The organism is Aliiruegeria lutimaris (assembly GCF_900099935.1).
Lineage (GTDB): Bacteria > Pseudomonadota > Alphaproteobacteria > Rhodobacterales > Rhodobacteraceae > Tropicimonas > Tropicimonas lutimaris.
Genome location: NZ_FNEK01000072.1, coordinates 18,059 through 27,131, shown reverse-complemented (window position 1 = coordinate 27,131; position 9,073 = coordinate 18,059). Strand labels below are relative to the sequence as shown.

Genomic DNA, 9,073 nt, shown 5'->3' with positions numbered 1-9,073 from the left:
TTGTTCATCTTCGCTCCTTATCAGCTTCGATGAACCAGAACCCTCCGTTGCTCAAACCCCTAAATCTCTCCGTCGGGTGCTGACGTCAGACACTTTGTTGTTTTTCTTTGTCCCGTTCCTGCCCCCTTGGGGGTGTTTTCCATGCATTTGAAGTGATCGCCATAAAAAGTCGACTAAAAAAGTCAAAGATAGATTTCCAACTAAAACAGTCTGATATATTCAGCCCTCGGAAAACACGAACAGGGACAGACATGACACTCAGAACCACCGCCCTTGCAGCGCTTCTCTCCAGCGCAGCTTTCGCAACCCAGGCCGCCGCCCCTGCCGAGGTTCTTGCCAACTATGCCGACATTGCGCTGGCCGGCTACGAGGATAGCCTTGAAACCGCCAAGGTGCTGAAGACCGCGCTGGAAACGCTCGTCGCGGAGCCGACCGATGCCAATTTTGAAGCTGCCAAATCCGCATGGCGCGCCGCCCGCGTGCCTTATCAGCAAACGGAGGCCTTCCGCTTCGGCAACCCGGTCGTCGATGACTGGGAGGGCAAGGTCAACGCCTGGCCGCTGGACGAGGGCCTGATCGACTATGTCGCGGGCGATGCCGGTTTGAACGACCAGAACCCCTTCTCCGGCGCAAATGTCATTGCCAACCCGATGCTGGAAGTGTCCGGCACCACGCTGGACGCCACCGTGATCTCACCCGCGCTGCTGCAGGAAATGCACGAGATCGACGGTATCGAGGCCAATGTGACCACCGGCTACCACGCCATCGAATTCCTGCTCTGGGGGCAGGATCTGAACGGCACCGATCCCGGCGCTGGCGCTCGTCCAGTGAGCGACTTCGACGCTGCCAACTGCACTGGCGGCAATTGCGACCGTCGGGCCGAGTACCTTCTGGCTGCCGCCGATCTGCTGATCTCCGATTTGGAAGAAGCGGTTGCGCTCTGGACCGAAGGCGGGCAAGGGCGCACGGATGTGACCGCCGACGACACGCAAGGCTTGATCATGGCCTTCACGGGCATGGGCTCGCTCTCCTATGGCGAGCAGGCGGGCGAGCGGATGAAGTTGGGTCTTCTGCTGCATGATCCGGAGGAGGAGCATGACTGCTTCTCGGACAACACCCACGCCTCGCATTTCTACGACGGCAAGGGCATCCAGAACGTCTATCTCGGCAGCTATGAGCGGATCGACGGCTCCACGGTCGAAGGCCCGTTGCTCTGTGACGTGGTCGCCACGACAGACCCGGCGCTGGCCGACGCACTGAAGGCGGATCTGGAAGACACCATGGCCAAGCTCGGCGCCATCGTCGCGCAGGCCGAGGCCGGCACCGCCTATGATCAGCTCATCGGCGCGGGCAATGAGGAGGGCAACGCCATAGTGCAGGCCGCCATCGACGCGCTGGTCGCCCAGACCCGCAATATCGAGCGCGCCGTGGCGGCGGTCGGCCTCGAGGCCATCGCGGTTGAAGGCTCCGACAGCCTCGACGATCCCATCGCCGTCTTCCAGTAAACCTCAACATTTGGGGGAAGCCCGGGGCTTCTCCCGCCAGCCGGGAAAAGACCATGATCGTTTGCCACTGCCAGAATATCTCGGACCGCGACATCCACGCCGCCATCGACTGGATGCGCGCCTCGGATCCGGCCACGATCATCACGCCCGGCAAGATCTACCATGCCCTTGGAAAATCGGCGGATTGTGGCGGATGCATGCCAGTTTTCTTGTCCACCATGCGGTCCAATGGCAACTTGGAAATACCCGCCACACTCCGCGACCTGCGGAGTCCAGCACGAAAGGAAGCCTGATATGAAGGGTGACGAGAAGGTTATCGAGTATCTCAACAAGGCGCTGCGCAGCGAGCTTACGGCGATCAGCCAGTACTGGCTGCACTACAAGCTGCAGGAAGACTGGGGCCTGGGCAAAATGGCGGCCAAGAGCCGCGAGGAAAGCATCGAGGAGATGAACCATGCCGACGAGCTGATCGGCCGGATCCTAATGCTCGAAGGCCATCCGAACCTCCAGAAGCTCGACTCGCTGCGGATTGGCGAGACTCCGAAGGAAACGCTGGAGGCCGATCTCGCCGCCGAGCATGAGGCCCATGCGCTCTACAAGGAGGCCCGCGAGTATTGCCAGAAAGCGGGCGACTATATCTCGATGGAGTTGTTCCAGAAGCTGCTCGGCGATGAGGAAGGCCATATCGACTTCCTCGAAACGCAGCTGGATCTGCACAAGCGGATCGGCGCGGAGCGCTACGCCCAGCTGAACGCCTCGACAATGGACGAGGCCGAGTAAGATGCACCACGCCGTCGCGGCGCTGGCCGTCGCGACCGGCCTGATTGCGCCCCGGATCGCCCCCGCCGACGGGTGGGGGCAGCCGCATCTGAAAGTGGTTCCCCTTACGCAGGCGGAGGCGGAACGCGTTCGGCATGTGCTGGCCCCCGTGGAGGCTTTCGACCGTGCCGAGCCCTTCGAAAACCGCTCCGCCGGGGCCGCGACCCATTTCGACAGCCACACCGCAACGCCCTTTTCCCTGCCTTCGGCCAATATGGATAAGGCGCGCGAGATGGACTTCCGTCTTGGCAACGGCTTTTTCGAGAAGCACTGGGTCGCCGCCCCCTCCGCGACGACCGCCAGCGACAGGTTGGGGCCGCTCTATAACGGACGTGGTTGCAAGTCCTGCCATCTACAGGATGGGCGGGGACACCCGCCGGACGGTCCCGATGATTTCGGCGTTTCGATGGTGTTGCGGCTCTCCGTTCCGCGGGAGGTATCGGGTCTGGCCGCCGACATTCTGGAGCACCTGCCCAACGCGCCCGAGCCGCGCTACGGGCTGCAACTGCAGGACAAATCCGTTGCGGGTTTTCCTGCGGGGGGGCGTGCGCGTGTCGAGTACACGGAGTTTCCGGTTGCCTATGCCGATGGCAGCGTCGAGATGCTCCGCAAGCCCGGCTATTCCATCTACCGCGAAAACTACGGCCCGCTTCACCCGGACTTGCAGATCAGCCCCCGCGTCGCGCCGGCCATGATCGGGTTGGGGTTGCTCGAAGCGATACCGGAGGCCGACATCCTGACCCATGCCGATCCCGAGGACCGCGATGGCGACGGGATTTCGGGTCGCCCCAACCGGGTCTGGTCGCTGGAATATCAGCAATGGATGCTCGGGCGGTTCGGCTGGAAAGCGGGGCAACCGACGCTTGCGCAGCAGGGCTCGGACGCTTTCGCGCATGATATCGGGATCTCGACGCCGCTTCACCCATACCACTGGGGCGATTGCACGCCGGCTCAGGAGCATTGCCGCACGGCCCCGCACGGTTCCACCGGCAATGACGAAGCGTTGGAGATACCGGTGATCGGCCTCGATCTCGTGACCTTCTACACCCGAAACCTCGCCGTGCCCGCCCGAAGGCAGGTGGACGCGCCGCGGGTCCTGCAGGGAAAAGCGTTGTTTCACGAGGCCCGCTGTGCGGCTTGCCATAGCCCCAAACACGTCATCCACCGGCTCTTCGACCAACCGGAGCAGAGCTTCCAGCTGATCTGGCCTTATACCGACCTGCTGCTGCATGACATGGGCGCGGGGCTGGCCGACAATCGTCCGGAATGGGAGGCAACCGGGCGCGAATGGCGCACGCCGCCACTCTGGGGGATCGGACTGACCGAAGCTGTCTCGGGCCACAGCTATTTCCTTCACGATGGCCGGGCGCGCTCGTTGAGCGAAGCGATCCTGTGGCACGGAGGAGAGGCGGAAGCTGCGCGAGAAGCCTTTCGAAGCATGACAAGATCAGAGCGCGATGCGCTCATTTCCTTTCTGGAGTCCCTTTAGGATGTTCAAACTGATCACCGCGGCAATTGTCGCCATGTGCCTTTGGGCACCGTCGATCCACGCCGCCGAGACCGATCATGCAGCGTTGCGGGAGGATTCATTGCAGGTGCTGGAGGCGCAGTTCGGCGCGTTCCGCACCGCAACGGGGCAATTGTCGGAGGCGTCCCGGGCGCATTGCGCCGGGGAAATGGACGAGGCTGCCTACGAGGACGCCTTTCGCGCGACATGGCTGGCCTGGGCGCCGCTGGATGCCTACCAGTTCGGACCGGTCGAGCAGAATGCCGCCGTTTTGACCGTCGCTTTCTGGCCCGACAAGAAGGACTTTGTCGGGCGCGGGCTGAAATCGCTACTGGCGCAACCGGAGGACAGCCTGTCCATGCCCGAGACCATCGCGGCCCAGTCGGCGGCGGTTCAGGGCTTGCCGGCCATCGAAAGGCTGCTCTTCACCGAGATGGCGGCCTGCCCGGCGATTGTCGGCATCTCGGCCAATATCGAAAACACCGCGATTGCGCTTTATGACGGCTGGTTCGCTGAAGACGGATTTGTCGATCTGGCCCGGTCGGCGGGGCCGGAGAACCCCTTTTTCGCGACCGATGCCGAGTTTACCAAGCTGCTCTATACCGCGATCGATTTCGAACTGACCCGGATCGCCGACACCCGGCTTGGCCGCCCGCTGAACAGCTACGACAAGCCCATGCCCCGTCGCGCGGAAGCCTGGCGCTCCGGCCTGAGCCTCCAGATCATCGACGCGCAGCTTGCGGGCATCCAGATGTTGCTGCGGGACGGGTTCGGCAACAACCTCTTCAGCCCGAGCAAATTCTGGGTTGATGGCGCCATCGACGATACCCGCGCGCGCATCGACGTGATCGGGGCGCCGCTTGGCAGCGCCGTCAGCGATCCCCTGCAACGGGCGCGTGTCGAGGCTCTGCAAACCAGGATCCTCGACCTGCAACAACAATTCGCCGAGGATGTCGGGCCGGAACTCGGCGTCGATACCGGCTTCTCGGCGGCCGACGGAGATTGATCGATGAAGAGACGCCATTTCCTATTCGTGGCCGGGGCTGGCATCGCCTCCGCTAAGCTCGCCTGGGCTGATATCGGCAGTTCCCTCTACCTGACTGCCGGCAACCGGCCCGATAACTCGGCGTGGCTTGTGGGAGTGTCCTTGTCGGGCGAGATCCGTTTCACACTGCCCCTGCCGAGCCGAGGCCATGCCGCCGCCGCCCATCCCTTCCGGGCCGAGGCCGTCGCCTTCGCCCGCCGTCCGGGAAATTTCGCGCTGGTTCTGGATTGCGGCACCGGCCGGGAGATCGCGCGGCTGAGCACACCCGAAGGTTCGCATTTCTATGGTCATGGAGCGTTTACCGCCGATGGACGCCACCTTCTGACAACGGAAAACGCCTATGACGTGCCCGAAGGCCGGATCGGCATCTGGGATGTCGAGCGCGGCTACCAGCGGGTGGGCGATGTCCCCTCTGGCGGGCTGGGCCCGCACGAGATCATCCGGTTGCGGGATGGCCATTTCGCGGTGGCCAATGGCGGCATCCAGACCCATCCCGATTTCCAGCGCGCCAAGCTGAACATCCCGACGATGCAGACGAACCTGTCGATCCTGTCCGAGAGCGGCGAGATCATGGAGAAGACGGAATTCCCCGACGACATGCGTCAGAACTCGATCCGGCATATCGACACGGACGGGCAGGGCAACGTCATCGCCGCCTTGCAATGGCAGGGAGCCCCGGGCCGGGTTGTCCCGCTCGTCGCGCGCTTTGCGCCGGGCGGCGAGTACGAATTCCTGTCTCATCCCGACACGGCCCGGCTCAAGCAATATGCCGGTTCGATCTCGGTTTCCGCCCTTGGGGACAGGATTGCCGTGACCGGGCCGAAGGGGGATCACGTTCTGTTTCTCGACGGCGATGGCCGCCCGTTGGAGGCCTCCTCGCTACCGGTCGCGAGCGGCGTGGCCAAGGCGCCGGGGGGCTTCCTGATCACCTGTGCCGGCGGGCTCGTGCATCGGCAGCAGGGGCGGACAGTTGAGCTGCCGGTTGATGGTGGATGGTCCTGGGACAATCACCTCGTCCGAGTGTCCTAACGGTCGGGCGGAGGGCTTCATCCGTTCCCGAGATAGCGCGCAAGGGCGGGCGGCGGATCGCGCAGAAGGGCCTGAGTCGGCGTTGGCAGGTCCACCCGTCCCTCGGCGACGACGGCGGCCTCCGATGCGATCCGGGCGGCATCCTGCGGATCATGCGAGACCATGATCACCTGCAGGTTTTTCTCCGACGCGACTTCGGCCACGAGGTCGAGCATATCGTGCTTCAGTGCGGGGCCGAGCGCGGCAAATGGCTCGTCCAGCAGCATCAGCGGGCGCGCTTGTAGCAGGACGCGCGCAAGGGCCACCCTGCTTTGCTGCCCGCCCGAGAGTTCGGCTGGCTTGCGGCCCTCGACACCCTGCAATCCGACGCGGGCGAGCGCCTCGGCGATGCGGGCGCGTTCCGCCTCGTTCGGGCGCTTGCGGGTCAGCGCGAGGGCGAGATTCCGGCCAATGTCCAGATGCGCAAACAGGTTGTTGTCCTGAAACAGCATCGCCACCGGGCGCGTGGCCGGGGGTAGGACGGTGATGTCCTGCCCACGCCAGAGGACTCGCCCGGACGCAGGCGGGATGAAACCGGCAATCACGTTGAGAAGGGTGGACTTGCCCGCTCCCGACGGGCCGACAAGGGCGGTGATGGGCGCGCTCATCGTGACATCGGCGGCAAGATCGAAACTGCCCTGCCGAAAGGTTAGGTGGTCAAGCTGCAACATGCCCCCGCCCTCCCCGGTCGAAGCCCCAAAACAGGCCGAGGCTCAGCACCAGCAAGAGCAGCGCCGCCGCGCGGGCCGCCTCCATCTGGTAGCTTCCCATCAGTCGGTAGATTTGCAGCGGCAGGGTGGCGTTGTCCCCATCGGCAAAGAGCGTGATCACCCCGAGATCCCCCATGGAGAGCGCCGCCGTCAGCCCGGCGGCAAAGCCGAGCGGGCGGCGCAGGCGCGGCAGGTAGACGATCCGCCAGAGCCGCCAGCCGCTCAGCCCGAGCGCGGCGGCAAGGCGCCCGTAATCGGCCCGCGCGCTTTCCAGCCCGGGGCGCAGGATACGGATGACAAAGGGCAGCGCCATGAGCGCATTGACCAGCATCGTGACCGGCAGCGCAACATCGCCCGGCCGGATGATCGGCTGGAGCAGCAGGAAATAGCCCGTTCCGAGCACCAGCCCCGAGACCGCGATGCCCAGCAGCGCGGCGGTCTCTCCCGGCGCGGTCAGAAGCGGCAGCGCGAGCGCGAGTGTCAGCGCGGTGGCGCCGAGCGCGAGTGCCAGCGAGCGTGCTGCCGCGCTCCAGACCTCGGCCGGCATCTGGGCGAGGCCCGGCAAACCTGCGACCGCGACGGACAGTAACGGAAGCAGAAGGAAGGCGGCGGCGAAGGTGATCCAAAGCCCATCGGCAGCCCGCGCCATGGGCGTCGCTCCGTCCCAGCGGTCGCGCTGTCGGTCGAGGCCGATCCCGAAACCACCGCTCGGGGCGACTCGCAGGGCGAAGGCTCCAGCGGCCAATCCGAGCACCAGTTGCAGCGCGGCCAGCGTCGCGGCCTTGCCGAGATCGAAGTCGAAGCGGAAGGCCTGGTAGATGGCAAGCTCCACTGTTGTCGCTCTGGGCCCGCCACCGAGCGTGAGCGCAACGGCAAAGGAGCCGAGGCAGATGACGAAGATTACCGCGAAGGCGCCGGGGCACACCCGCCGCAGCATCGGCCATTCGAGCACCCGCCAGACCGGCGCGTCCAGCGCGGCGGCGAGGCGAAACCGTTCGGCCGGGATGTCCAGCCAACCTTGCAGCAGCAGCCGCACCGCGAGCGGCAGGTTGAAGAACACATGCGCAAGGATCACGCCGTGATAGCCATAGATATCGAGCCGGGGCACGCCAAGCGGGGCGCCGATCCGGTTGACCAGCCCGCTGCCGCCGAAGACGGCCAGCAGGCCGAGGATCGCCACGATCACGGGCAGGATGAAGGGCGCACCCATCAGCGCAATGAGAGTGCCACGGCCGGGAAAGGTCCGGCGTGCCAGCCCGCGCGCCACCGGCACGGCCAGCGCGACCGACAGTGCGGCGGAAACCGCCGCTTGCCAGAGCGTGAAGCGCAGCGCCGCCCATTCCGCCGGCCCGAGCGCCCCCGGACCGCCGCCACGCCACAGCACCGCCGTCACGGGGAGGATGACCATCCCCGCGACAAGCAGCGCCGTTGTTATTGGGAGAGCGCGCTGCGCCATGCCTCGACAGCCTCGTCCCGCATCGCCGCGGCTTCGTCCTCGTTATAGAAAAGGACCTTTTCGGGCACTGGCAGGTTCTGGAAACCCTCCGGCCATTTCTCCTTGGGCAGCGCCGCCGGGAAGGACCAGTTGGAGGTCGGGATCATGGACTGGAATTCCTCTGTCAGGATGAACGCCATGAACTGGTCGGCCAGATCGGGGTTGTCGGTCCCGGCCAGTTTGGCGGCCAGCTCGACCATGAAATAATGGCCTTCGGGGAAGATCGCCGCCGATTTGCTCAGGTCTTCCTCGGCCATGATGTGATAGGCCGGCGAAGTGGTGAAGCTCAGCACCATGTCCGCCTCGCCATCGGTGAACATACCATAGGCCTCCGACCAGCCCTTGGTGACGGTGACGATCTTGGGCGCGAGCTTCGACCAGGCCTCCGCAGCCTTGTCGCCATAGACATGGTTGACCCAGAGCACGAGTGCGAGGCCCGAGACCGAGCTGCGCGGGTCCTGAATCACCAGCCGCAAATCATCGGGCGCTTCCAGCAAGGCGTCGAAACTTGCCGGCGGCTCAGTGACCTTGGTGTTGTCATAGATGAAGGCCGTGTGGGAATAGTTGAACGGCAGGAAGGTGTCGTCCATCCACTCGACTGGCAGGGTGAGCGTGGAGAGATCCAGCCCATGCGGCGCGAACAGCCCGCTGTCGCGCGCCTTCTTCGTGATGTCCGAATTCAGCCCGATTGCGACATCTGCCTCCGTCCGCGCGCCCTCCAGCAACAGGCGCGGCAACAGCTCGCCGGTCTTGTAGACAAGGTCACAGCCGCAGCGCGCCTCGAACGCGGCTTCGATGCCGGGGCCCGGCCCCCATTCGGAGGCGAAATAATCGGGGGCATAGACAGTCAGGACGGGTGTTTCGGCCACCGCAGAGGTGGCGATCATCAGGCCCGCAACAAGAGGAAGCGCCTTCATGGCAAAC

Annotated in this window: 9 protein-coding genes; 6 read left to right on the top strand and 3 right to left on the bottom strand. The window is 64.7% G+C overall.

Going from position 1 to position 9,073, the window contains the following annotated elements:
- Positions 1-251 precede the first annotated feature (251 nt).
- Genes BLR85_RS22815 through BLR85_RS22790 form a run of 6 tightly spaced genes read left to right on the top strand, consistent with a single transcriptional unit; the run spans position 252 to position 5,905 of the window.
- Complete coding sequence (locus tag BLR85_RS22815; protein WP_093162899.1) at positions 252-1,505, top strand: imelysin family protein; 1,254 nt, start codon at positions 252-254, stop codon at positions 1,503-1,505.
- A gap of 53 nt (positions 1,506-1,558) precedes the next feature.
- The gene (locus BLR85_RS22810; RefSeq protein WP_093162896.1) at positions 1,559-1,798 is read left to right on the top strand and encodes a (2Fe-2S)-binding protein; all 240 of its coding nucleotides are present in this window, start codon (positions 1,559-1,561) and stop codon (positions 1,796-1,798) included.
- A 1-nt stretch (position 1,799) separates the two neighbouring features.
- Positions 1,800-2,285: a bacterioferritin gene (gene bfr, locus BLR85_RS22805; protein ID WP_093162894.1), complete on the top strand. Its 486-nt coding sequence runs from the start codon at positions 1,800-1,802 to the stop codon at positions 2,283-2,285.
- 1 nt (position 2,286) lies between these two features.
- Positions 2,287-3,813 (top strand): di-heme oxidoreductase family protein, encoded by a 1,527-nt coding sequence (locus BLR85_RS22800; RefSeq protein WP_093162891.1) that lies wholly within the window; start codon positions 2,287-2,289, stop codon positions 3,811-3,813.
- Position 3,814: 1 nt separating this feature from the next.
- Complete coding sequence (locus BLR85_RS22795; protein ID WP_170844715.1) at positions 3,815-4,837, top strand: imelysin family protein; 1,023 nt, start codon at positions 3,815-3,817, stop codon at positions 4,835-4,837.
- Positions 4,838-4,840: 3 nt separating this feature from the next.
- Positions 4,841-5,905 (top strand): DUF1513 domain-containing protein, encoded by a 1,065-nt coding sequence (locus BLR85_RS22790; protein WP_093162885.1) that lies wholly within the window; start codon positions 4,841-4,843, stop codon positions 5,903-5,905.
- A 17-nt stretch (positions 5,906-5,922) separates the two neighbouring features.
- On the opposite strand, the gene BLR85_RS22785 is transcribed toward BLR85_RS22790, so the two are convergent.
- The 3 genes from BLR85_RS22785 to BLR85_RS22775 are packed head-to-tail and all read right to left on the bottom strand — an operon-like array spanning position 5,923 to position 9,066.
- Entirely contained in the window at positions 5,923-6,615 is a 693-nt protein-coding gene (locus BLR85_RS22785) for a thiamine ABC transporter ATP-binding protein (RefSeq protein WP_093162882.1), read from the bottom strand.
- A complete protein-coding gene (locus BLR85_RS22780) occupies positions 6,602-8,110 on the bottom strand; it encodes an ABC transporter permease family protein (RefSeq protein ID WP_093162879.1) in 1,509 nt (502 codons plus the stop codon). The genes BLR85_RS22785 and BLR85_RS22780 overlap by 14 nt, the downstream gene beginning before the upstream one ends.
- Entirely contained in the window at positions 8,086-9,066 is a 981-nt protein-coding gene (locus tag BLR85_RS22775; RefSeq protein WP_093162876.1) for a thiamine ABC transporter substrate-binding protein, read from the bottom strand. Before BLR85_RS22775 ends, BLR85_RS22780 begins: the two co-directional genes overlap by 25 nt.
- Positions 9,067-9,073 lie beyond the last annotated feature (7 nt).

Bases quoted from the DNA above. Each gene is read 5' to 3' on its own strand.
- BLR85_RS22810 (WP_093162896.1), top strand. From the start codon at position 1,559: ATGATCGTTTGCCACTGCCAGAATATCTCGGACCGCGACATCCACGCC.
- bfr (WP_093162894.1), top strand. From the start codon at position 1,800: ATGAAGGGTGACGAGAAGGTTATCGAGTATCTCAACAAGGCGCTGCGC.
- BLR85_RS22775 (WP_093162876.1), bottom strand. From the start codon at position 9,066: ATGAAGGCGCTTCCTCTTGTTGCGGGCCTGATGATCGCCACCTCTGCG.
- BLR85_RS22800 (WP_093162891.1), top strand. From the start codon at position 2,287: ATGCACCACGCCGTCGCGGCGCTGGCCGTCGCGACCGGCCTGATTGCG.
- BLR85_RS22815 (WP_093162899.1), top strand. From the start codon at position 252: ATGACACTCAGAACCACCGCCCTTGCAGCGCTTCTCTCCAGCGCAGCT.
- BLR85_RS22795 (WP_170844715.1), top strand. From the start codon at position 3,815: ATGTTCAAACTGATCACCGCGGCAATTGTCGCCATGTGCCTTTGGGCA.
- BLR85_RS22785 (WP_093162882.1), bottom strand. From the start codon at position 6,615: ATGTTGCAGCTTGACCACCTAACCTTTCGGCAGGGCAGTTTCGATCTT.
- BLR85_RS22790 (WP_093162885.1), top strand. From the start codon at position 4,841: ATGAAGAGACGCCATTTCCTATTCGTGGCCGGGGCTGGCATCGCCTCC.
- BLR85_RS22780 (WP_093162879.1), bottom strand. From the start codon at position 8,110: ATGGCGCAGCGCGCTCTCCCAATAACAACGGCGCTGCTTGTCGCGGGG.